Annotated in this window: 16 protein-coding genes; 8 read left to right on the forward strand and 8 right to left on the reverse strand. The window is 49.8% G+C overall.

Going from position 1 to position 22,411, the window contains the following annotated elements:
• The first annotated feature begins 9 nt into the window (after positions 1-9).
• Positions 10-783, forward strand: a complete 774-nt coding sequence (locus HWI92_RS23710) for a ThuA domain-containing protein (RefSeq protein ID WP_229248535.1) — start codon at positions 10-12, stop codon at positions 781-783.
• Between the two features lie 15 nt (positions 784-798).
• Here HWI92_RS23710 and HWI92_RS23715 read toward each other — a convergent pair whose 3' ends face one another.
• On the reverse strand, positions 799-2,169 hold the full coding sequence (locus HWI92_RS23715; RefSeq protein WP_204659895.1) for a purple acid phosphatase family protein: 1,371 nt from the start codon (positions 2,167-2,169) through the stop codon (positions 799-801).
• A gap of 201 nt (positions 2,170-2,370) precedes the next feature.
• On the opposite strand from HWI92_RS23715, the gene HWI92_RS23720 reads away from it, so the two are divergent.
• The 6 genes from HWI92_RS23720 (at position 2,371) to HWI92_RS23745 (ending at position 12,432) form a co-directional block, all read left to right on the forward strand.
• On the forward strand, positions 2,371-4,566 hold the full coding sequence (locus tag HWI92_RS23720; protein ID WP_204664815.1) for a B12-binding domain-containing radical SAM protein: 2,196 nt from the start codon (positions 2,371-2,373) through the stop codon (positions 4,564-4,566).
• Between the two features lie 92 nt (positions 4,567-4,658).
• The gene (locus tag HWI92_RS23725) at positions 4,659-5,345 is read left to right on the forward strand and encodes a response regulator transcription factor (protein ID WP_204659896.1); all 687 of its coding nucleotides are present in this window, start codon (positions 4,659-4,661) and stop codon (positions 5,343-5,345) included.
• Positions 5,346-5,354: 9 nt separating this feature from the next.
• Positions 5,355-6,722 carry a sensor histidine kinase gene (locus HWI92_RS23730; protein ID WP_204659897.1) on the forward strand — a complete coding sequence of 456 codons (1,368 nt, stop codon included), beginning with the start codon at positions 5,355-5,357 and terminating at the stop codon, positions 6,720-6,722.
• An 80-nt stretch (positions 6,723-6,802) separates the two neighbouring features.
• Positions 6,803-8,050 (forward strand): TolC family protein, encoded by a 1,248-nt coding sequence (locus HWI92_RS23735; RefSeq protein WP_204659898.1) that lies wholly within the window; start codon positions 6,803-6,805, stop codon positions 8,048-8,050.
• 39 nt (positions 8,051-8,089) lie between these two features.
• Positions 8,090-9,178 carry an efflux RND transporter periplasmic adaptor subunit gene (locus tag HWI92_RS23740; RefSeq protein WP_204659899.1) on the forward strand — a complete coding sequence of 363 codons (1,089 nt, stop codon included), beginning with the start codon at positions 8,090-8,092 and terminating at the stop codon, positions 9,176-9,178.
• 128 nt (positions 9,179-9,306) lie between these two features.
• Positions 9,307-12,432, forward strand: a complete 3,126-nt coding sequence (locus HWI92_RS23745) for an efflux RND transporter permease subunit (RefSeq protein ID WP_204659900.1) — start codon at positions 9,307-9,309, stop codon at positions 12,430-12,432.
• 55 nt (positions 12,433-12,487) lie between these two features.
• Here HWI92_RS23745 and HWI92_RS23750 read toward each other — a convergent pair whose 3' ends face one another.
• From HWI92_RS23750 to HWI92_RS23775, 6 genes are all read right to left on the reverse strand, one after another.
• On the reverse strand, positions 12,488-13,339 hold the full coding sequence (locus tag HWI92_RS23750; RefSeq protein WP_204659901.1) for a hypothetical protein: 852 nt from the start codon (positions 13,337-13,339) through the stop codon (positions 12,488-12,490).
• Positions 13,340-13,418: 79 nt separating this feature from the next.
• Positions 13,419-14,849 (reverse strand): hybrid sensor histidine kinase/response regulator, encoded by a 1,431-nt coding sequence (locus HWI92_RS23755; protein WP_204659902.1) that lies wholly within the window; start codon positions 14,847-14,849, stop codon positions 13,419-13,421.
• 23 nt (positions 14,850-14,872) lie between these two features.
• Complete coding sequence (locus tag HWI92_RS23760) at positions 14,873-16,339, reverse strand: sigma-54-dependent transcriptional regulator (RefSeq protein ID WP_204659903.1); 1,467 nt, start codon at positions 16,337-16,339, stop codon at positions 14,873-14,875.
• A 39-nt stretch (positions 16,340-16,378) separates the two neighbouring features.
• A complete protein-coding gene (gene rpoN / locus HWI92_RS23765) occupies positions 16,379-17,824 on the reverse strand; it encodes an RNA polymerase factor sigma-54 (RefSeq protein ID WP_204659904.1) in 1,446 nt (481 codons plus the stop codon).
• 568 nt (positions 17,825-18,392) lie between these two features.
• The gene (locus HWI92_RS23770) at positions 18,393-18,737 is read right to left on the reverse strand and encodes a hypothetical protein (RefSeq protein WP_204659905.1); all 345 of its coding nucleotides are present in this window, start codon (positions 18,735-18,737) and stop codon (positions 18,393-18,395) included.
• Between the two features lie 48 nt (positions 18,738-18,785).
• Positions 18,786-19,070: a YtxH domain-containing protein gene (locus HWI92_RS23775; protein WP_204659906.1), complete on the reverse strand. Its 285-nt coding sequence runs from the start codon at positions 19,068-19,070 to the stop codon at positions 18,786-18,788.
• A 423-nt stretch (positions 19,071-19,493) separates the two neighbouring features.
• On the opposite strand from HWI92_RS23775, the gene HWI92_RS23780 reads away from it, so the two are divergent.
• On the forward strand, positions 19,494-19,868 hold the full coding sequence (locus tag HWI92_RS23780; RefSeq protein ID WP_204659907.1) for a response regulator: 375 nt from the start codon (positions 19,494-19,496) through the stop codon (positions 19,866-19,868).
• Between the two features lie 112 nt (positions 19,869-19,980).
• Here HWI92_RS23780 and HWI92_RS23785 read toward each other — a convergent pair whose 3' ends face one another.
• A complete protein-coding gene (locus tag HWI92_RS23785) occupies positions 19,981-22,254 on the reverse strand; it encodes a tetratricopeptide repeat protein (RefSeq protein WP_204659908.1) in 2,274 nt (757 codons plus the stop codon).
• Between the last annotated feature and the right edge of the window lie 157 nt (positions 22,255-22,411).

The following is a 22,411-nucleotide window of genomic DNA, read 5'->3' on the forward strand; positions in this document are numbered from 1 at the left end:
CTTTACCCTATGAAGAATCAATCCGGCATGCGTTTGCACAAGCTGTTCCTGTTACTGGCATTTCTCCTGGCCGCTCATGTGCCGGTATGTTCACAGGCTTACCGCGTGCTCGCGATGGCTGAGCCCGGTGGGCATCATATCGAATATTCCAAAGCAGCGAAGGTCTGGCTTGATTCCCTGGCAGCCAAAAACAACTTTGCTGTGGACTACATTTCAAATACTGATCCGATCAATGACACCTACCTCGCCAGCTACCAGCTGATCATACAGCTTGACTATGTGCCCTACGCCTGGAAGCCGGCAGCTGCGGCTGCATTTGAAAAGTACATTCAGGAAGGTAAAGGTGGCTGGATCGGGTTTCACCATGCTACCTTGCTGGGCGAGTTCGACGGGTACAAGATCTGGCCCTGGTTTGCGGACTTCATGGGAGGTATCCGGTACAAAAATTACATTCCCGGTTTTGCTTCGGCCACGGTACGTGTTGAAGATCGCAAACATCCCGTCATGGCGGGGGTACCCGCTTCTTTTTTGGTGCAGAAAGAAGAATGGTACAGCTACGACAAAAGTCCGCGGCCGAATGTGCATGTGATCGCCAGTGTGGACGAATCCACTTACTCACCCGATTCGAAGGTCAAAATGGGAGATCATCCCGTCATCTGGTCCAATCCGAAGATGAAAGCGAAAAATGTGTACATCTTCATGGGGCACTCTCCGGTTTTGTTTGAGAGTGTTGTGTACAAGACAATGTTTAAAAATGCGATCTTCTGGGCGGTAAAAAAGTAAAGTGACAGGTATTTTCTATTTCAGTCCCTTGCGCTTTTTATACTCCTGAAACCGCTCGTTGTACTCTTTCAGCTCGGCCTCTTTGAAGGTCTTTTCATAACGTTCGGGCAGGCTGAGCCGCTCCTCGGTTTTCAGGCTGTCCGATAGTTCTGTGAGCGTATTGCTTCCGTTTGCATCTTTGTTCAGCTCAAAAGCATCATAAAGCTCGCCGGTTACGGTATATGCCTTGAAGGCCAGCTTGCCTTCGTCAATTGTGATAACCTGGTAGAGCTGCGTATTGGAAGCTGCCCGGTCCATCCAGTCCTGCAAGCCGATGTCGTACATTTTCGGACCGCTTACGGATACCACATAAATCGGCCCGTCCGGTTTTTTCCGGCTTTGTCCGACGGGCATGTTAATGCCGCGCCCATAGGTATGATCATGGCCCTGCAGTACGATATCCACTTTGTATTTTTTGTATAAAGGCTCCATCTTCTCGCGCCACTCGTCATTGTCGCGCCCCTTTTTAGTCGAGTATATCGGGTGGTGGTGCACCACGACCGTCCAGCGGTTCGGATTATTTTTAACAGTATTTTCAAACCATTCAGCCTGCTCATTCAGATGTCTTTTGCCCAAAGTAGCTTCTTCCGAATTCAGGAATACAAACCGGGTACCCTGGTAGTCTATAAAATACACGGTTTCCAGCAGTCCTTCCAGACCATTTTCAGGCAATGCAAACTGTGGCCGCCAGTGTTTCGATACTTTTTCCTTTAAGCCGTCCCTGAAATACTCATGATTGCCCGGTACTGGTAAGTTAGGTATCATCCCGTTGATCCACCCGCCCGCTTCAAACCATTCGCCCCATTCATAATCCGTATTCGACCGGTTGATCAGGTCACCTGCATGGATAATGAAGTTGGCTTTGGGCAAAGTAGCAAATGCCCCGCGGATCGCGCGTGACCAGAGTGAGCGGATGTCATTCTGCGCATCGCCAAAGTACAGGAACGATATGGGTGCAGGCTTGTCTGCGGCGGTTGTAAAATGGAACCACTCGCTCCATCGTGTACCATCCCCAACCCGGTAAGCATACTGCGTGGCAGGTTTCAGACCGGTAAAGTTTACCTCATGGTACACCACCTGGCGGCCGTCGGGCGTAACCGGTTGGCTGGTTGCCTGTACCAGGCTGGCTTTGGTAGTAAAATCAGGCGATGCATCGGCCTCGTGAATAGCCGCCACACCCTGGCTTACCGTAGAGTCTGTCCGCCAGTTGACGGCCTGTGTGGTTGCGGGATCTCCTTTATACCCCAGGATCATGCGATCGGGGAAACCCGAGGCAGGGTATGTTTTATTTTGAGCAGATGCGGCAAAAGAGCAGAGGCAGACCGTCAGGACAAGAGCTAAGCGCATTATGAAAAGTTTAGTTTCACCCAATAATACACGAAACCGGCCGGATCAGACCTGCCGGGGCGATTAAGGTAATGTAAAATAGTTTTGCACAGAGGGCCGGAGCTACTTTGTATGGAAAATGCAAACCACCTTCCCAAACCGCCGCTCCTAGCACAAATGTGGCCGGGTACTTGTAACTTTGCACTTCCAACTGACTGAGGTATTTTGTTAAAGACACTGCTGATTACTCCCCCGTTCACCCAGCTGAACACCCCGTATCCTGCGACTGCCTACCTCAAAGGCTTTCTGAACACGCTGGGCAGGGAATCATACCAGGCTGATCTGGGTATTGAGGTGATCCTGGCGCTGTTTTCTTCCAAAGGTTTGAAAAAGCTTTTTGCAGAACTGGAAGCCTCCGACGCAGAACTGACCGAAAACAGTTTCCGCATTTATGCCTTGCGCGATGAGTACATCAGTACCATTGATCCCGTCATCCGGTTTTTGAAAAACACCAATCCAACCCTTGCCCATAGCATCTGTGACCGTAGTTACCTGCCCGAAGCCAGCCGTTTTGCGGCTCTTGCAGATATGGACTGGGCTTTTGGGACAATGGGAATTCACGATAAGGCAAGGCACCTGGCTACCTTGTACCTCGAAGACCTGGGTGATCTCATTCAGGAAGCTGTCGATCCGCATTTCGGGTTCAGCCGGTATGCCGAGCGACTGGGCCGCTCAGCATCGGGCTTTGATGCCATCGAACAGGCACTGGAAGCACAGGATACCATTCTATCCACAATACTGACGGACCTGCTCGACCAGAAGATCAGGAAGTTTGAGCCGGGCATTGTGTGTATCTCGGTTCCTTTTCCGGGCAACCTGTACGGAGGTTTCAAATGCGGGCAGTATATCAAAAAACATTATCCCGATATCCGGGTCGTAATGGGCGGAGGGTATGCCAACACTGAGCTGCGCTCTCTGAAAGAACCCCGGGTGTTCAATTATATTGATTTTGTTTGTCTGGACGATGGCGAGGCACCACTGCTCTCCCTGCTGGACCACCTCGATGGCCACCGGGAGCTGAGCCGGCTCAAAAGAGTGTATTCAAGGGTGGAGGGCACGGTTGTGTACCACAACGGAGCCAAGGAAAAGGACATCGCTCAGCGCGATACCGGCACGCCGGATTACAGCGACCTGCTCCTGCACGATTACCTTTCGGTCATTGAGATTGTAAATCCAATGCACAGGCTGTGGAGTGACGGCCGCTGGAACAAGCTTACACTGGCGCATGGCTGCTACTGGGGAAAGTGCTCCTTTTGTGATATATCCCTCGATTACATTCGCCGGTATGAGCCTGTGACGGCCTCGCTGCTGTGTGACCGGATCGAAGAAATCATTGAGCAGACGCAGCAGAATGGCTTTCACTTTGTAGATGAAGCCGCGCCTCCTGCCTTGCTGCGCGACCTCGCGCTGGAAATCCTGAGAAGAAAGCTGACGGTTGTCTGGTGGACGAACATCCGTTTTGAAAAGAACTTTACCTACGACCTCTGCCTGCTCCTGAAAGCTTCGGGCTGCATTGCTATTTCGGGCGGACTCGAAGTAGCTTCGGACAGGCTCCTGGAACGCATGAAAAAAGGCGTGACCGTGGCGCAGGTAGCCCGCGTCGCTGATGCATTTACCCAGGCCGGCATTATGGTGCATGCTTACCTGATGTACGGTTTTCCCACGCAAACAGCCCAGGAAACCATTGATGCACTCGAAATGGTCCGGCAGCTTTTTGAGCTGGGCATCGTGCAGTCGGGTTTCTGGCACCGCTTTGCGATGACGGCCCACAGTCCCGTAGGGCTGCATCCCGAAGGCTTCGATGTCATGCGGCTGGGACCTGCTACCGGTACTTTCGCAAACAACGATCTCGACCATGACGATCCGCTCGGAGCGGATCATGACCTCTTTGCGGAGGGGCTCCGCAAATCGCTTTTTAACTACATGCACGGCGTGTGCCTCGATTTTCCATTGTCCCGCTGGTTCGACTTTCCGGTGCCACCACCCTCGGTTTCACCCCGGTACATTGAGCGCAGCGTCCGGGAACCTGAGGCACCCGCCCGGCCCAATGCAGTGGCAGTGTGGCTCGGCAGTCTGCCCGAAGTTTCCGTGTATGAAGAGCAAAGAGGCAAAAACATGCATAAGGTGGCGGAAATGGTTTTTTACAACAAGAAAAAAGAGTGGGCAATCGAAACCAGCGTACCTTTTGCCGACTGGCTGTCAGATGTATTTCCGCACCTGCTTGTGTCCAATCCCGAGCCTTATCCGCTCGATGCATTGAAGCGTACATTTGAATCTGAGGGGCTGGGAAACTTTGATGTTTTTACACAATCGCGCACCTGGCAGGAGCTGAAAGAGGGTGGTTTGCTGATCCTATGACCGGCGGGTTGCACTTGCAGGCAATGGAATAATGGTATATTTACAAATGTGCGCCCGGACAAAACAGCCATCGCGGGGCACATGGCACGTGTATGAAAAAAATCCTGATTGTTGAAGACGACCGTAGGATCGCCCAGAACATTTACCGGGGACTGGTAGTAGAAAGCTTTGAAGCAGAAATCGCTTACGATGGTATTACGGGCAAGCAGCTCGCACTCGAAAAGAAGTTCGACCTGGTGCTGCTGGATGTAAACCTGCCCGGTATGAAGGGCTATGACGTCTGTCAGCAGATCAGGCAGTACAAGCCTTCACTTCCCATTATTATGCTCACTGCTTTCGGGGAAATTGAAGACAAAGTGGAAGGGCTGAGCCGGGGTGCTGATGATTACATTGTGAAACCGTTTGATTTCCGTGAACTGCTGGCGCGCATACAGGCTGCATTGCGTGTTGCCGAGCTGATCAACCCCGAAACACCCGATAAAATCCTGCGCATATCCGACCTGGAAATGAACCTGGGTACCAAGCAGGTGAAGCGGGGCGGCAATGCCATCGACCTGACTGCCAAAGAGTTTGCACTGCTTGAATATTTTATGCTTCACCGCGGCAGGGTAGTGTCTAAAATGGACCTGGCCGAGCACGTCTGGCACCTCAACTTTGATCCGGGTACGAATGTAGTAGAGGTGTATATCAACTATTTGCGTAAGAAAGTGGACAAAGATTTTTCCACCAAACTGATCCATACCCGTCCCGGTATGGGCTATATTCTCAAAGAAGAATAGTACCTCCCCATGAAGATCAAAGACCGTCTTGCGGGTCAGTTTACGCTGTTGGTAGCGGCGGTACTGATGCTTTTTTCCATTGCCATTTACAGCATTTCTGAGCATTACCGGCAGGAGGAATTTTATGATCGTCTGCGTGGCCGGGCCAGTACTACCTGCCGCCTCCTGGTAAAAGTGAAGGGTATTGATAAGGACCTTCTGAAAGCCATCGACCAGAATACCCTTTCTGAAATGCTGGACGAGAAGGTGCTTATTTTCAATTCCAAAAACGACCTGATTTATTCAAGCGTTGACGATAAGTTGCTTACGTACCAGTCGGCCCTGCTGGATGAGGTCCGCCAGCAACATTATATGGAATTTCACCAGGCCGAAAACGAGGTGATCGGCCTGCTGTACGAGGAGGGTGACGAGCCGCTAGTGGTACTCGCCTCTGCATTTGACACTTTCGGTCACAGCAAGCTCGAAAACCTGAAAAGTACCCTCGGCTGGGGCCTGCTGGCCGGCATTGCAGTAACCATCGGATTGGGGATTTACTTTGCCGGCAATGCATTGCGGCCGATCAACCGCATTAACCAGGGTGTATCGCTGATTACCGCCCAAAACCTTTCGCAAAAGCTCGACGAGGGGAACGGGAAAGATGAGATTGCGCGCCTGGCCATGAATTTCAATATGATGCTGTACCGGCTTAATCAGGCATTTGAGCAGCAGAAAAGCTTTGTGTCCCACGCCTCCCATGAGCTGCGCACACCGCTTGCGGCATTGAAGTCCGAGATCCAGCTCGGCCAGCGGTTTGCCCGGGATAACATGCAGCTGGAAGAGGTGTTTACCAACCTGGCCTCCGATACCGAGCGGCTGATCAGCATTACCAACAACCTGCTTTTTCTGGCAAGGTCGTATGAGAATATGGGTAAAATGAAAATGGCACCGGTACACATTGAAGACCTCGCTTTCCTGGCGCAGGAAGAATTGCTCTCGCTCCATCCGGGCTACCGCATTACCATTGATTACGAGAAAATACCCGAGAACGAGAACGAGACGGTGATCAAGGGAAACGAAGAGTTGCTGAAAAGGGTGTTTTCAAACCTGCTTGACAATGCATGCAAGTACTCCGCCGACCACAAGGCCCAAATCCTGATATCGTCTGATGAAAAGTCGTGTACCGTGAAGGTAAAGGATGAGGGTATCGGGATCAGTGAAGAAGACCTGCCGCATGTGTTCAATCCATTTTTCAGATCGTCCAATGCTGCCGAGCTCCCCGGCTTCGGGATCGGCCTGTCCATTTGTCAGCGGATTGTGGAGCTGCACCAGGGTACCATTTCGGTTACGAGCGAGGTAGGCAAAGGCAGCGAATTCAGCGTTCAGTTGTACCACATCTGAGTTTCTAATTTTTTTCTAACTTTATTCTAAGCGCCCTGTAATCCGCAGGTGGGAATATCGCAGTGTTTAAAAACAAACATATGCGGATTCACATCACCGGACTTTTTATCCTCTTTTCCATTGCCCTACACGCACAGGATACGCTCAGCATCAATATCAGGCAGGCCGACAGCCTGTTTTTGCAACATAACCTTGAAATACTCGCCGAAAAGTACCAGATCGACATTGCCAAGTCGGTGGAGGTGCAGGACAGGCTCTGGAACAATCCGACCTTTGGTGTGGAAATCAGCGCCTACAATCCTTCGCGCGGCTTTCTGGATGTAGGAAAAGGCGGTCAAAAAGCATTTACCATCGATCAGCTGATCACCCGGGCCGGCAAACGCAACAAGCAGGTAGCGCTCGACGTGGAGTCAACCCGTAAAACGGAATACCAGTTTTACGATCTGGTCCGTACACTCAAATTCGAATTACGCCAGATTTTCTTTGAGTCCCATTTTCTTGGACAAACCATTGGGCTGTACGACAACCAGATTGCTACGCTCAACACCACGGTCAATGCATTTCAGAAGGAGTACGAGCGCAAGAATATTTCGCTCAAAGAGGTTGTGCGCCTGAAAGCACTCCTTTTTCAGCTGAGCAATGACCGGGCCGAAATCCTCCTCGAATTACAGGAAAACCAGCGCGATCTGCGCACGCTGCTCAATGTAGAACAGCCTGTAAAAGCCCTGGTAGACAGTGCAGAGATCGGCCGGTACCAGATGCAGAACCTCACACTTGCTGCGCTGAGAGATAAGGCATTGCAAAGCAGGGCCGACCTGAAAGTGATCCAGTCGTCGACCAAGCAGGCGGAGCTGAATTACACGCTTCAGAAAGCACTTGCACGTCCCGATATCCAGGTAGGGGTGATCTATGACCAGGCCAGCAACTATGTCAACAATTATGTAGGCGTAAATGCTGCGGTGACCTTGCCGTTTTTCAACCGCAATCAGGGTAATATCAAAGCCGCACGCAGCTCGATCAGCTATTTTAAAACGGCTGAAAATGCCAAGGTCAACAGTGTCAGCAATGAGGTAGCCGCGACGGTGCAAAAAGTGAACATCGCAGAAAAAGCCTACCAGAGCGTAGAAAGCCAGTTTACAGATCAGTTTCAGCTGCTGAGCAAAGGCATTTACGATAATTTTCAAAAAAGGAATATCACCCTCCTCGAATTCATAGACTTTATCGAAACCTACAACGAAAGTGTGCGGGCCTATAACCGCCTGCAGGCCGACCGCATCAAAGTATACGAGGAACTCAACTTCGTGGTTGGGGAAGAGCTTTTCAATTGACCCGGAACATCAATCAGCATCGTCATTATTTAACATACAATGAAAAATTCCCTGTATATCGTCATCCTTGCTACCGCCTGTACCTGGCTGACTTCCTGTGAAAAAAAGACCGACGCGCCTGTAGATTCCAAGGCATTCATGCTGTCGGACACGATGATGCACCGGATCAAGCTGGATACCGTGATAACCGAACCCGTGCGGAACGAGCTGACGCTGGTAGGTAAGGTGGTACCCGACGAGAACCAGGTGATCAAGATATTTCCCCTGGTGGGCGGTAATGTGGAAGAGGTGGACGTTGAGCTGGGCGACAATGTAAAAAAAGGCCAGAAGCTGGCAGTGATCCGCTCGGGCGAAGTCGCTGACTTTGAGCGTGAAATGATCCAGGCGCAGTCGGATCTGCTGATTGCCAAGAAAAATCTTACATCTACCGAAGACTTGTATGAAAGCCAGCTGGTACCTGAGCGGGATGTGATTACAGCCCGGCAGATGGTGGACAAGGCTCAGGCCGAGGTGAGCAGGGTGAAGGAGATTTTCTCCATTTACGGGTTAGGCAAATCCACCAACTACGTCGTAAAGTCGCCGATCAATGGATTTATCATTGATAAAAATGTAAACCGGGGCATGCAGCTCCGCTCGGACAATACGGAGAGCCTCTTTACCGTAGGCCAGATCGCCGATGTGTGGGTGATGGCCAATGTGAATGAAAGCGACATTCCGCGCATCAAACTCGGTATGCCCGCAGAAGTACGTACCATCAGCTTTCCCGACGAAGTTTTTAAAGGGAAAGTGGACAAGATTTACAATGTCCTCGACCCCGAGACCCGCGCCATGCGCATCCGCATTCAGCTGCAAAACGTGGGCTTCCGCCTTAAACCCGAAATGCATGCAACCGTATCGCTGAACTTCGCAGAAGATATCAAAATGCAGGCAGTACCCTCCCAGGCCATCATTTTCGACCGCAGTAAAAACTGGGTGCTGGTATTCACAAGTCCCAGCAAGATCGAAGCCCGGTCCGTGGACGTATACCGCACCGTTACCAACCGCGCCTACATCAGCGCCGGCCTCAAAGACGGCGAGCGGGTGATATCCAGGAATCAGTTGCTGGTTTATAATGCGATTAATGAGTGAGCAGGTGAATGTTGAATGACCGAATGACTGAATGACTGAATGTTTTTCTATTCGGTCACTCACTCACTCGCTCACTCAAAATTCCCCCATTCAATCATTCAGTCATTCAGTCATTCAATCATTGCCACATGAATAAATTCATCCGGGGGATCGTTGGATTTTCCCTAAAAAACCGCTTTTTCATTTTTTTCCTGACCGGGTTGATGATCGTGGCTGGTATTGTCAGTTACCGCAGCACGCCGCTGGAAGCTTTTCCCGATGTCACCAATACCCAGATCATTATCGTCTCGCAGTGGCACGGGCGCAGTGCCGAGGAGATTGAGCGTTTTGTAACCCAGCCCGTCGAAATTGCAATGAACTCGGTGCAGCGCAAGGCCAATGTCCGCAGTGTTACGATGTTCGGATTGTCTGTCATCAAGATCATTTTTGATGACGATGTGGAGGATTTTTTCGCCCGGCAGCAAGTGTACAACCAGCTTCGTACCGTATCGTTGCCGGAGGGGGTAGAGCCTGAGGTACAGCCTCCCTACGGACCTACGGGTGAGATTTTCAGGTATTCGCTGGAAAGTAAAGACCGGGACAGCCGCGATTTGCTCACACTTCAGAACTGGGTGATCGACCGTCAGCTGAGGAGTGTGCCCGGTGTGGCAGACGTGGTTGCATTTGGCGGACGCGAAAAGATATATGAGGTTCAGGTGAACCCTACCAAGCTTACCAAGTATAACATAACTCCTCTTGAAGTGTACCAGGCAGTTACCAAGAGCAACGTAAATGTGGGTGGCGATGTGATCGAGAAGAATGCACAAGCTTACGTTGTTCGAGGTATCGGCCTGCTCGAATCCGTGCAGGATATTCAGAATATCATTGTGGAGTATGTAAAAGATTACCCTGTACTGGTGAAGGACGTGGCCGATGTGCGCGAGTCGGACCTGCCGCGGGTAGGACAGGTGGGGCTCGGCTCACGTGATGACGTCGTGGAAGGCATTGTGGTACAGCGAAAAGGAGAGAATCCGAGCGAGGTATTGGGACGGATCAAGGAGAAGATCCATGAGCTGAACACCAAAGTACTGCCGCCTGACGTCAAAATGGTTACTTTTTACGATCGCGATAATCTCATTGAGTTTTGTGCCAATACCGTGAAGCACAACCTCGTGGAAGGGATCGTGTTTGTGACCGTGATCGTATTCCTGTTCATGGCCGACTGGCGCACAACCATGATTGTTTCCATCATCATCCCGCTGGCGCTGCTCTTTGCATTCACCTGCCTGCGTCTCAAAGGGATGTCTGCCAACCTGCTTTCCATGGGTGCGATCGACTTCGGGATTATTATTGACGGGGCTGTGGTCATGGTGGAGGGGATTTTCGTGACGCTTGATCACCTGGCACACCGAAAGGGCATGGCGCGGTATAATACCTTATCCAAGCTCGGCCTGATCAAAAAGACGGGCGGCGAGCTGGGTAAGGCTATATTCTTTTCCAAGCTGATCATCATCACGGCTTTGATCCCCATTTTCAGTTTTCAGAAAGTGGAAGGTAAAATGTTCAGTCCGCTGGCCTATACACTGGGTTTTGCTTTGCTGGGTGCATTGTTCTACACGCTTACCCTGGTGCCGGTGCTTTGTTCTTTTTTGTTAAATAAAAATGTAAAAGAAAAGAACAACCCTATCGTCAACTTCTTCAACCGGATCGTTACCAATGGTTTTGAATGGTGTTTCAGACGAAAAAAGATCAGCATCATAGCCGCCTCGGTTTTCATGGGAATATCCCTGTTTTCGGCTACGCTGCTCGGTACCGAGTTTTTGCCCCAGCTCAATGAAGGTGCATTGTGGGTGACCGCCGAGCTGCCGATGAGCATGTCCCTGCCCGAAAGTGTAAAAATGGCGCACGATATCCGTGCAGACCTCTCGACTTTCCCGGAAGTAAGACAGGTACTCTCGCAGGTGGGACGCTCCAATGACGGTACCGACCCCAACGGTTTTTACTTCTGCCAGTTCCAGGTTGACCTTGTTCCCAAGAGCGAGTGGAAGCGGAAGATCAGCGTGGAGCAGCTCACAGACGAAATGAACAAGCGCCTCAGCGTATATCCAGGCGTGCTTTACAACTATTCGCAGCCGATCGTCGATAACGTGGCCGAAGCAGTAGCCGGTTACAAGGCCAGCAATGGAATCAAGATTTTTGGGAATGACCTGGAAGAGCTGGAAAAGTACGCCACCATCGCAATGGGTGCTGTGAAGAATGTGGATGGTATCAAGGACCTGGGTCTCATCCGGAACATCGGCCAGCCCGAGATCAGTGTGGTGTTGCATGATCATAAAATGGCGCAGTACGGCGTAAGCACCGCAGATGCCCAGGCAGTGATTGAAATGGCCATCGGCGGGAAAACAGCCTCCATTTTGTACGAAGGGGAAAGGAAGTTCGACATCCGGCTGCGTTACCAGGAGCAGTACCGCCGCGATGAGCAGGATCTTCAGCAGCTGATGGTACCCACGATGACGGGCAGCAAAATCCCGCTCAAAGAAATTTCCACAATCCGTAAGGTAACGGGTCCTGCGTTTGTATACCGTGATAACAACAAGCGTTTCATTGGCGTGAAGTTTTCGGTGCGCGGCCGCGACCTGGGCAGTACCATTGCGGAGGCACAGCAGCGGGTAAAAGCCAAGCTGACCGATTTGCCCAAAGGATACTCGGTGGAGTGGGTAGGTGAATTTGAGAACCAGGTACGCGCTACCGAGCGGCTCGGTCAGGTAGTGCCGATCAGCCTTGTAGGTATTTTTATCCTTCTTTTTATCATGTTCAGCAATGCCAAGGATGCAGGGCTGGTGCTGGTCAATGTACCTTTTGCATTGATCGGTGGAATCCTGGCGCTGCATGTAACCCATATGAACTTCGGAATTTCGGCAGGTGTGGGATTCATCGCGCTCTTCGGGCTTTGTGTGCAGAACGGGGTCATACTGATCTCGGTGTTCAACAAGAACCTGGCTGAACGGATGTCGCTGGACGATGCCATCCGGGAGGGCGTCAAGTCCAGGATCAGGCCTGTGGTGATGACGGCCCTCATGGCGGCGATAGGCTTGTTTCCTGCTGCTACTTCCACGGGGATAGGCTCTGAAACGCAAAAGCCCCTGGCGATTGTGGTTATCGGCGGGTTGATCACTGCCACCGTGCTGACCTTACTGATCTTCCCCATTATTTACAGATTTTTCAATCTCCGGAGTGCCGGGAGAATGGGCAGGATGACGGGTAGCAGGGAATAGTGAATGAGAAAGGACGTCCGTACTGATGCTGCGGACGTCCTCTTTGCATCTGGTTTTATCTCAAATCCAATGCTGAGAAATCAGAACCCAGGTGGAAAACGTAACGCAGCGACAGGCCCAGGTTCAGGCCGGTACCCTTGCCGGTGATCGTGGATCTGTCGGCAACCTGGTTGTTGATGCTGTACACCAGGTCCGTGGTAACAGATGTTCCGAAGCCCCACTGCCTGCGCGCAAAAATACTCAGGTCAACCACCTTTGCCACCTTTACCACATACTCTGCCGAAACTTCCGCAAGCAGGGTTGCCGACTTGCTGATGTAGGAATTGCTGGTCATATGCAGGGTATCCACCGGTTGCCACCTGCCTTCCTGCCGGTATCCTTCAAATGCATAGTAGTCTTTCTGCCGTCCCGAATTAGGGACAATGCCCCCGCCTATGCCAATCCAGAATGCCGGGCGCCTCAATTCATTTTTGTTAAAAAGCAATCGTCGCTTTACCCGAAGGATCAGGTTGTTCCTGTCATTCTGAATATTGTACCGCAACGGATTGTACCCGTTGACGATCAGTATATTGTGAATCGCGGACCGAGTATATGTGGCCTCCATGGTCCAGTTTTCATGGTGAACCCACCCCACGTTTACGCCCCAGGAGGCTGATACCGGTGACTCGGTGCCGATCAGCTCATCAAAGTTGCTGGTGATCGTATTCACATCCCGGATCAGAAAGCCATCCACTCCGAAATACCAGCGGTTTGGGACCTTAGCATCTTTATCGCCTCCCGGAACAGCTGCTGCATGATAAAGTCCCGGGCTAAGCGGGCGCGTGTAAATCTTGCGGTAATAATCAGCATCCTGTGCCATGAGCGGCAGTATGCCCAGGAAAAGTAACAGGGTAAAGATTTGCTTCATAACATACGGTCCCGGCTTTAATCGACACTACGCCGTCAAAACCGGGACCGTTGCAGGACCATTAAGGTTGGAATGGATTCTATTTGGGTGGCTGAAAATGGATGGTGAAGGTAGTACCCGTGCCCAGGCTCGACTGTACGTCTATCTTGCCATGGTGGGCATGGATAATGCTCATGGTCGTAGAAAGACCAATGCCCATGCCATTGTCTTTACCCGTAAAATAGGGTTCGAAAATGCGCTCAATGTGTTCTTCTGCAATCCCGGAACCGTTATCTTCAAAAATAACCTGGATACCATCACCCAGGAACCGGGTGCTGATGCGCAAAATGCCCCTGTCTTCCTCCATGGCTTCGATCGCATTGGTGATCAGGTTCAGGAAGGCCATCTGCAATGATACAGGATCCAAAGGTATGATCAGGTCGTCGTCAGCAAACTCGTTAACAATCTGTATGCGTTTGAGCTGTACCCGGTCCAGCGCTGCACCAATGGCGTCCACAAGTACTGCATGTATCGGACTTTCGACCAGGTTTACGTCGAGGGTATTGGAAGGCTGCAGTAACTGGGTAATCAGGTCATTGATCCGGTTACAGTTCCTCTTGATAATTTGCGTGTAAAACTTCTGATCATCATCTACCAGCTCCATTTCAAGCTGCTCGGCCGACAGGTTCACGTTGGTCAGCGGATTGCGTACTTCGTGTGCAAGCATGCGGACGAGCCGGTTGGTCACTGCCATCTTTTCTGAAAACAGGCGCTCCTTCTCCGATTGCTTCCGGGCAGTCATATCATGAAGCCGGCCCTGTATATACGGGCTGCCTTCGTCAATTTCCACAGATGCAGAAAACAGGCAGTATTTACGGTCTCCGTCTTTGGTCAGTACTTTTACCTCGTAATCGTGAATGGGCTGATCTTCAATGTTTCTCCAGAGCACATCAAACTGTGAATCCTCAATGACTTCAAGAATGGTTTTGCGTTTGAGTTCTTCTTCAGAAAACCCTGTAAATGCACTCGCTGAGGTATTAAGGTCAATAATACTGCCGGAAAGGTCACAGATGAACAGGAAATCATTGGACTCCTCGAAAATACGGCGGTACCTGCGTTCACTATGCTTCAAGGCTTTCATCACCGAGGTTCTTTCAAGGGCATAGCGTATGCTTCTTTCCAGCTTCTCGGCATCCAGCTCACTTTTGATCAGGTAGTCGGCAGCACCAAGGCGCAATGCCTCCACCGCGATTTTGGTATCCCCTTTTCCTGTCAGCAAAATAATCGGCTCCTCACACTCAAACTGGCAGGCCAGCTCGATCAGGTCGATGCCCGTATTTTCACCGAGCAGGTAATCAAACAGATAAAGATCGTATTTGTGTTGGCGAATATGTTCCTGGGCGAGTTTGAAGGTTGAGCACCAGGTAATATCGAATTTCCAGTTGACCAGGTCGTTAAAGTACTCCCTGGTCAGGAAATAGTCGTCTTCATCGTCATCGACCAGAAGAACCCGTATGGTTTTATTATTCATTATAATGTGTCCCGCTTTACGGCTCAGATATCGAATTGCTTCATTTTATTATAAAGCGTCTTTCTGTCGATGTTCAATAAACGAGCGGCTTTGCTTTTATTAAAATTGACATCCCGCAACACCTGCATGATCATGTCGTACTCGGCTTCGTTAGCCACAGATTTCAGACTGGGCTTTGTGTCGTCATTTTCTGCGCTTTCTGCCAGGCCCGAAATGCTGGTTGCCGCAGCTACGGGCTCATCGTCCAGGTCTTTGAGCTTGCGGTAATTTACGATTTCAAATGGAAGCGACTTTTGCTCGATCAGCTCACCATCCGAAAGGAGTGTAGCTCTTTTGATGACGTTTTTCAGCTCACGCAGGTTACCCGGCCATGAGTAGTTCAGGAAATCGTTTTTGACATCCTCCGAAAAACCCGTCACATTCTTGCTGAGCTCGGCATTGGTACTTTCCAGGAATGACCCTGCAAAAAGCATCAGATCATCTTTACGGTTCCGGAGAGCAGGTACCTCAATGGTAAATTCGTTGAACCGGTAATAAAGGTCTTCCCGGAACTTACCGCTTTTGGCTGAATCCAGCAGCCGCTCGTTACTTGCCACGATAATCCGCACGTCAAGATCGATCTCCTTGCTGCCGCCGATCCGGCGCATTTTACGCTCCTGAACTACGCGGAGCAGTGCTACCTGAATTTCGTAAGAAAGGTTTGATACTTCATCAAGAAACAAAGTGCCACCATTAGCCAGCTCAAAATGCCCGATCTTGGTTTGCAATGCACCTGTAAAAGATCCTTTTTCGTGTCCGAACAACTCGCTGCCTGCCAGCTCCTTGGAGATCGCACCGCAGTCCATGGCCACAAACGGCATGTCTTTTCTCTTGGAGCGATTGTGAATTTCCTGTGCAATCGCCTCTTTTCCGGAGCCGCTTTCGCCGTAAATAATCACGCTGAAATTGGTAGGCGCCACCAGGTCCACCTGCTTGAAAAGGTTTTCTGAAATTTCACTGTTACCAAGAATGTAGCCTGCCTTGCTGCGGGCACTCATCCTCCGTGCAGGTTTCGCTACATCGGTGGTGGTACTGCTGCTGCTGGTAGTGGCAGCCGCCTGGTACTCATGCTCTTCATCCTTCCGCGACTCGGCATCGGCAATGGCCTTTTTGACGGTCACCAGGATCTCGTCGGGAAAAAGGGGCTTTGTGATATAATCATACGCACCCAGCTTCATGACATTCACTGCCACTTTGATATCCGAGTACCCCGTAATAATGAGTACAGGCAGGTTGGGACGTTTGGTTTTAATAGTTGTGAGAAGATCCGTTCCGGTAATATCACCAAGCCGGAAATCTGTCATTACCAGATCAGGCGAAACTGAGTCAATAAGCGCGAGACCGTCCTTTCCGTTTTGCGCGGTTTCAACGATAAAATCATTTTTTGACAAAAATCTTTTCAACAGGAAGCATATATCTGCCTCATCATCAACAACAACAATTTTTTTCATGCAGGTTGGTAGCGCTTTTTAAACTTGATCTTATGAAAACTATATAGTTACCCTTAACCGGGCAGTGGGTATGTTCATCTGTTCACGGTATTTGGCCACAGTCCGCCTTGCTACCGAATATCCTTTTTCTGACAGCATATCGGTAATCTGCTGGTCGTTGTAGGGATGACGCTTGTCTTCGGCGGCCACAATCTCACGGATTGCTTCCTGAATTTCCCGGTTCGATACTTCGGTACCATCCTCATTGGTCACCCCTTCGGTAAAAAGATCTTTGAGGAGTACGATGCCGAAAGGCGTCTGTACATATTTGTTGGTAGTAACCCGGGACACGGTACTGATGTCCATGTTGATAATTTCCGCCACATCTTTCAGAATCATCGGACGCAGCTTTTTCACATCCCCGGACTGGAAGTAGTCATATTGCAGCCTCACAATCGCTTTCAGCGTGCTCAGCATGGTATTTTCGCGCTGTTTGATGGCGTCGATAAACCACTTAGCCGAGTTCATCTTGTTTTTCAGGAACTGGTTGGTCGCCTTATCGTTCTTCTGCTCGGCCATCTGCGTGAAAAGCTTGTTGAGCCGCAGCGCCGGGCTGTTGCCCCAGGTAAGCTGTACTTCTATCTCGCCGTCCTCGGTATACCAGAGCATAAAGTCGGGCTTGATGCTTTCATTGATGATCGAGTCATTGCGCAGGCCGGATGCAGGCTTGGGGTTAAGCGTGGTAATAACCTGGATGGCTTTTTTCAGGCATTCCTCGTCCAGACCCGTGATGCGCATGATCTTATCGTAATTGCGCGAACCAAGCTCATCAAAAGCGTCGGATACAATGCGGTAGGCCGAGTGCCAGGTATCATCCCGGTTTTCAAGGCGGTTGAGCTGGATCAGCAGACATTCCCGCAGGTCTTTCGCTGCAATGCCGGGAGGATCGAGCTGCTGAATCAGTTTGAGGAGCATGTTCACCTCATCCCCCTCGATAAACATACTATTGGCAAATGAAATGTCATCTGCAATCACATCACTCTCGCGGCGCAGAAATCCATCCTCGTCTAGCGAATCAAGTATAAAGTCGGCAATCAGCTGCTGGCGTTCATCAAGCTGCAGGAAATGCACCTGCTGTTTAAGGTCATCGCGGAATGAGATGGCCTCAACAACCGGACGTGTATATAGTTCATTATCCGGAGCCTGGTTGTTTGCATACGTTTTGTAATCGGGAACATCATCATCCCTGAACTCATCCCAGTCATAATAATCCTGAACACTGTTATCCTCACCGGCTCCCAGCGTATCATTGGGGTCTTCAAACTCGTCAGCAGTCTCTTCTGCGGCATTTTCTTCCTTTCCTTCTTCCAGGATCGGATTTTCCTCCAACTCCTCCTTAATTCTCTGTTCAAGCTCCATGGTTGTCAAATGCAGAAGGTTCAGCATCTGAATTTGCAATGGGGAGTATTTTAATGTCTGTCTTTGCGTCTGCGTCTGTCTTTGCATATTGCAGTAAGGGTAAAAATTGAAATTTAAAGTTGTCCTGCCTGACAATGCCTGTTGGCATTGCCAGCATGCATTTTATCATTTTGGATAAAGTGACTACCTCATCATACTTGCATTAAATTTACGACACTTTGTTCAATGTTGTTCAGTAAAACCGGAGGACAATCAAGATTGCGTAGTTATTTCCACATCTCTTTTGCCGGACTGGCCGAATGTAGAGGGAATACCCAGTCCCGCCTTCAATCCTGCCGTCGTATGTCCTGTTGTCTGTGCGTTGTGTGTCGAAAATTAGCTTGTCCGGTCTGGCAGATACGTACCGTTAGTAGTTGTTGAACCTCAACCTGTTACTTTGGAGTATTTCTCAATATTTCGCCGCCGGATCAGCCAGGTATGCGTATCCCGGCCGGTTCAGAAGTGTGTTGATGCGCCTGCTCTGCGTGCATACAGGTCTGGTTTGCAGGCTGACGTATATATAACTAAAAAAAGCCTTGCCTGTTATATAACAGGTAAGGCTAGGCAACCTTCCGGATCTGATCCGGAAGACTTCATTAAATGCATCTTTGGCTGATCAGAGTACAGCCGAAGTTTTGGTGATCAGCTTGGCAGACTCATCGTCCGTAGCTTTTTTAACCCAATACAATGCTTTCAGCAGGAGTTCACGTCCTTCTTCAACACCATATTTCATAATCAGCTTTTCAGTTACGAGCGGTGCCACAAAGTTCAAAGGAGGCGGAAGCCGGCGCATGACAGTTTGAGTAAGTACAGATGCAATCTGACTCTCAATGCCTCGTCCTACTGCTGATTTCCGCGGAGCAAATGCTTCCTTAACTTCCGTCACCGTATTTCCGATGGAGTATTTGTCATCGGGATCTGCCGGTACGCTGCTGGCTTTGCTGGCTGGTGTGGTTTCCATTGTTGATGAAGTGATAGGTAACCCCCGTATAACCGGGAGTTACAATATTCAGTATTTGTTAATTTCGTCCTGCGCAGCTTCTTTGTATTCTTCTGCCTTGTCTACCGCAGTATCTTTATATGCTTTCCCCTGTGCTTTCAGGTCCTGTACCTTTTCAGCTGCCTGATCTTTGCTTCTTTCCAGCGCGTCAATCAGGTCGCTTGCAAGTGAATTTGTTTTCTTCTTGATTTTCTTTCTTGTTTCCTGACCGTCTTCAGGCGCGATCAATAGTCCGATTACTGTACCGGCTACCGCCGCTGCAATAATTCCTAGAAGTGCATTGTTCGTTGACATAGTGCTTTTTATTTTAGTTACGAATTGATTTCAGCTCTCATTGCGCAAAAACCTGTACCAATCCTGAGTGTGTCGGTTAGTGACTATCATAAACTATTGAATATTAGCGTCTTGAAAATTTATTGTCTGACTGAACCTGTGCAGTCCTAAGATGGGAAGTGTCCCGGTTAGGGCTCAAAAAGGGACGGGATTCTACACTAGGGGTACTCAGGTAGCGGTGATTCAGGCACAATTTGTATAATATAAAGGGACCCAAAAACATTAGAGGGGGATTAGAGAGTCATTAAATGGCAGGATTATTGTAACTCCAACCCTACAACTACTCCAAGTTTAGGGTGTATTCATGTTTTTTGTCTGACAATGATCATGACTAACTTATCCGAATTAGCCAAATGAATGGAATTTTATTGATTTAGATTGCCTATGAAAATTGTAATTATAGAAGATGAAAATGAATTGGGGGTGTTGATGCGCAATTTTTTACTTAGGCAGTTAGACTTGAAATCGTCGGAATCGGCAGTAATGTTAACCTCTACTTTATCTGAGGGGTTGCGTTGCATCAAAGAGTCAGATCCCGATTGGATCTTCATAGACAACAATCTGCCCGATGGTAAAGGGATTGATAACATCATTGCGATCAAGAAAATGGGCGTGATGAAACGCTCGCGCATTGTCATGATGAGTGCTATGACGAACCTCCGCGACCAGGCCCTGCGCATTGGTGTAGACTACTTTATGGAAAAACCGATCAGTTTCGAAGAGATCCGTAAAATGGCGTCCATAATGACGCAGATATAAGTGCCACAGGCTGGTTTTCCAGTGGAAAATTTTGCAAATTTTGTGGAGGTCGCTTTTTTCGAACGTGGAGAATTTTGCGCAAGCCGCTGAAAGCTGAAAATATCTTTGAATGCTATATCAAAGCGGGGCACCTGGTGCCCCGTTTTCCTTTGGAGCCCGGGAGTTTAACTTTCTGGGTTTTGTACTTTACATGCCTTTTCCGCGCAGCAGTGTGCTTTTTCTTGGAATACGGCACCAGCTTGAAGTCATAGTCGGGAATGAAATAATCCTCTTGGTACTCTGCCGCAGGCAGCGGCATATAGTGGCGCCCCGGAAAACTCAGCGGATCATATTCGTAATCATACAGGTAGATGGTCACAAATCCATCCCGGCTGTACTTGATTCCGATATCCGAAAACGGACTGTTTTCATCCCCAGATGCTACAAGCCGCATCATTTCTTTTTGTTTCCCTTTGGCCAGAATGGTCATGTTGTACTGGAAGACCCGGTGCAGCGAGTCGATCTGCAAGGCGACGCCCAGGTAGTAGCGCGCATCGTTAAGCCTTTCCTGCCCGGCGTACATTACGGCCGTATTGTTGAGCGCACTTTTATCCTGGTAACTCTGATAGCTGACCTTTGCTTCATCAAACCGCTCCATATACCGGTATACATTACCCTGGTTTACATGGTAGAACTTACGCGCAGGAGCAGTTTCCATGGCTTTTTTAAAATCTGCAAATGCTCCGTCGTAACGCAGGCTTGCTTCCTGACTTTGCCGCCGCTGATCGTGCCTGTTGCCAATATACGCCTGCACGATCCCATGATTGTTGTTCAGAAAGGGAAGTTCGGGATGCTCGTTTACAAGGCTGTCAAACAGGGCTATGGAGCGATCGAGCTGGTCATTTTCCAGCAGTACCACGCCCCAGCCATTCTGTGCATTGATGTTGGCAGGGTTCAGCGACACGGCTTTTCTGAAAACATCGAAGCTTTTTTTATACATATCAAAATGCAGCAGCAGGTTGCCATAGTTGCTCCACATCACATCATATCCCTTTTCGTACTGCAATGCTCTGGAAAGATATTGCCCCGCCTCCGAGTAGCGTTTCTGGTCGATCATGATACTGCTTATACCCGCCAGCGCCTCGTAGCGTGTACCGTCCAGGCGCACTGCCTTCTGAAAGTCGTCCTGTGCAGCCCCTGCCTTTTTGAGGTAATATTCTGAAAAACCTTTGGTAACAAACAGGTCTGCGAAAAACCGGTTATCTGCATCTAGCGCAGCCTCCGCTTTTTTGAAATCAGCCAACGCAAGATCATACTTTTTCTGTCCGTACCAGGATACGGCCCGGCCCAGGTAGGCGGGAAGGTATGAGGAGTCTTTTTTTATCACTTTATCAAAAAAGCCGAAGGCAGTCTGGTATTCGTGCCTCGAAAGGTAAGTGTTGCCGATCCCACAGAGCAGGGGAGGTGCTTCACGCTGTAAGGTGGATGCGAGCCGATAATAGCGCTGTGCCTCGGTAATCTGCTGAAGTCCGTAACAGGCATGCCCCATTCCCAGGTAAGCATCCGCTTTGAAATGCCGGTCGTCCCCTTCCAGGTAGCGTTCGAACATCGCCCGTGCAGCCCCGAACTGGCCGAGCGAGAGCAATGCATTGGCGTAGCGTATCTGTGCTTTGGGATGCGCCCGGGCGACTTTTTCAAAATCCCTGACCGCTTTTTTATGTTGGCCCGCGTGCATCAGTATATCCCCGCGCTGCAGGCGGTATGCCATTTCATCCTTCTGACGGATTGCCGTGGTCAGCTCGTTTACAGCTTCCTCGGGCATTTTTTTAAATTTATAAGTGAGGCCGATGTTGTAGTTCCATTTGCCGCCGGAACTCCTGGTACTGGCACCGGAAGCAAAGTCGAGTGCTTCGCCGTACTGCTTTTGTTTACCCAGCGCCACCAGGGTGTTCAGGCTGGATTGTGCGTGGCCGGGTACTACTGAAAATTCCTGCACAGCCTCCCGGTAACGTCCTGCAAGCATTGCAAAAAGCCCGCGATTGTACCGGATGTCATTTTCCTTTTCGCCTGGTTCCAGTGCCTGCGACAGGTGAAGTGCTTTCTGGTAGTTGCCCGACAAGGCCAGCACTACTGCCTCATTGTTCATGCGCTGAACAGAGTCGGCCGCGCCAAAATGCTGCTTATTGTACAAGGTATAGGCAGACTGTAGATTACGCACGCCGCGCTGGTAGGCCTCTTCACGCAATAATACGGGATTATTTTCTTCAAAAGCGCGGTTAAAGACGGGAAGAAGCTCTTTGATGATCCGCTGGCACTCGCTGAAATCCTGGGCACAGGCTTCGGTTGCTGTGAAAGCCCACCAAAGCACCAGACCTGACAAAATAAGCAAGCGGATATTCGAAATCATAATTTCAGGAACGCCTCAGTAGTACGAATGTACTGCCATTTATTTTAGTAAAATCAATAGTGCAGTATTCCGCTCGTCAGTATAAAAATATGATTTTTTAAATAAACTTACATAAAGTACAAAGGAACTTTGTCTAATCCTGCGCATGACGGGCCGC

It is taken from the genome of Dyadobacter sandarakinus, assembly GCF_016894445.1.
Taxonomy (GTDB): Bacteria; Bacteroidota; Bacteroidia; order Cytophagales; family Spirosomataceae; genus Dyadobacter; species Dyadobacter sandarakinus.

Bases quoted from the DNA above. Each gene is read 5' to 3' on its own strand.
- HWI92_RS23710 (WP_229248535.1), top strand. From the start codon at position 10: ATGAAGAATCAATCCGGCATGCGTTTGCACAAGCTGTTCCTGTTACTG.
- HWI92_RS23715 (WP_204659895.1), bottom strand. From the start codon at position 2,169: ATGCGCTTAGCTCTTGTCCTGACGGTCTGCCTCTGCTCTTTTGCCGCA.
- HWI92_RS23725 (WP_204659896.1), top strand. From the start codon at position 4,659: ATGAAAAAAATCCTGATTGTTGAAGACGACCGTAGGATCGCCCAGAAC.
- HWI92_RS23730 (WP_204659897.1), top strand. From the start codon at position 5,355: ATGAAGATCAAAGACCGTCTTGCGGGTCAGTTTACGCTGTTGGTAGCG.
- HWI92_RS23735 (WP_204659898.1), top strand. From the start codon at position 6,803: ATGCGGATTCACATCACCGGACTTTTTATCCTCTTTTCCATTGCCCTA.
- HWI92_RS23740 (WP_204659899.1), top strand. From the start codon at position 8,090: ATGAAAAATTCCCTGTATATCGTCATCCTTGCTACCGCCTGTACCTGG.
- HWI92_RS23745 (WP_204659900.1), top strand. From the start codon at position 9,307: ATGAATAAATTCATCCGGGGGATCGTTGGATTTTCCCTAAAAAACCGC.
- HWI92_RS23750 (WP_204659901.1), bottom strand. From the start codon at position 13,339: ATGAAGCAAATCTTTACCCTGTTACTTTTCCTGGGCATACTGCCGCTC.
- HWI92_RS23755 (WP_204659902.1), bottom strand. From the start codon at position 14,849: ATGAATAATAAAACCATACGGGTTCTTCTGGTCGATGACGATGAAGAC.
- HWI92_RS23760 (WP_204659903.1), bottom strand. From the start codon at position 16,339: ATGAAAAAAATTGTTGTTGTTGATGATGAGGCAGATATATGCTTCCTG.
- rpoN (WP_204659904.1), bottom strand. From the start codon at position 17,824: ATGCAAAGACAGACGCAGACGCAAAGACAGACATTAAAATACTCCCCA.
- HWI92_RS23770 (WP_204659905.1), bottom strand. From the start codon at position 18,737: ATGGAAACCACACCAGCCAGCAAAGCCAGCAGCGTACCGGCAGATCCC.
- HWI92_RS23775 (WP_204659906.1), bottom strand. From the start codon at position 19,070: ATGTCAACGAACAATGCACTTCTAGGAATTATTGCAGCGGCGGTAGCC.
- HWI92_RS23780 (WP_204659907.1), top strand. From the start codon at position 19,494: ATGAAAATTGTAATTATAGAAGATGAAAATGAATTGGGGGTGTTGATG.
- HWI92_RS23785 (WP_204659908.1), bottom strand. From the start codon at position 22,254: ATGATTTCGAATATCCGCTTGCTTATTTTGTCAGGTCTGGTGCTTTGG.